The organism is Pseudomonas putida (assembly GCF_028682475.1).
GTDB classification, from domain to species: domain Bacteria; phylum Pseudomonadota; class Gammaproteobacteria; order Pseudomonadales; family Pseudomonadaceae; genus Aquipseudomonas; species Aquipseudomonas putida_AG.
In genome coordinates this window covers 1-442 of the sequence record NZ_JANHLE010000113.1, presented here as the reverse complement: position 1 = coordinate 442, position 442 = coordinate 1, and the positions used below count along the sequence as shown (strand labels likewise).

Here is a 442-nt window from a genome sequence, read left to right as displayed (position 1 = left end):
CTGCGGACAGCGTGCTGCAGAAGACTCCGTTCAGTTTCGACGTATCGGTCTGGGAGTTCTTCTGGCCGCTGATGAGCGGCGCACGCCTGGTGGTGGCCGCGCCGGGAGCACACCGTGATCCGGCGCAACTGGTGGCGCTGATCCAGGCTGAGCAGATCAGTACGCTGCACTTCGTACCCTCGATGTTGCAGGCCTTCCTGCAGGACCCGCAGGTATCCGCGTGCCAGAGCCTGACGCGGATCATCTGCAGCGGCGAAGCGTTGCCGGTGGATGCCCAGCAGCAGGTGCTGGCACGCCTGCCGGGCAGTGCCTTGTACAACCTGTATGGCCCGACCGAAGCGGCCATCGACGTGACCCACTGGACCTGCCTGGAAGAAGGCCGCGACAGCGTGCCGATCGGGCGGCCAATCGCCAACCTGGGCTGTCATATCCTGGATGCCGG

General features: G+C 65.4%; 1 protein-coding gene. It reads left to right on the top strand.

Translation table 11 applies throughout. The features are described from left to right. The coding region (locus NPS47_RS25405) for an AMP-binding protein (protein WP_274297448.1) at positions 1-442 on the top strand (442 nt) is incomplete at both ends.